The following is a 269-nucleotide window of genomic DNA, read 5'->3' as shown; positions in this document are numbered from 1 at the left end:
CACTCGGCGTCCTTTCTTCGCCTGCTTGAAATAGGCCACATAGCCCCGAATGCCCCGCATCCGAATGCCTTTGAGCCAGCGATAGATCGTCGCCCGATGCTTCCCCAGCTGCTCAGCAATCTCATCCACCCTGTGCCCGACTCTCTTCAATTCCCATGCCACTTGAATCTGTGTTATAGTGTCCATCGTGCGGCTCCTGTGATTGGGTTGTTTGTCTCGCAACCACAACAACTTTATCACGGAGTCGCATTTCTATTGAGAATACTGCG

The 269-nt window shown here is 52.8% G+C and carries 1 protein-coding gene; it reads right to left on the bottom strand.

Annotated features, from left to right (window positions below):
• On the bottom strand, nucleotides 1-186 hold a 186-nt coding region (locus HPY64_11605), incomplete at its 3' end, for a helix-turn-helix domain-containing protein (GenBank protein NPV67783.1).
• Nucleotides 187-269: the final 83 nt, after the last annotated feature.

The organism is Anaerolineae bacterium (assembly GCA_013178165.1).
Classification (GTDB): domain Bacteria; phylum Chloroflexota; class Anaerolineae; order Aggregatilineales; family Ch27; genus Ch27.
This window is presented reverse-complemented; position numbering and strand designations above follow the sequence as displayed.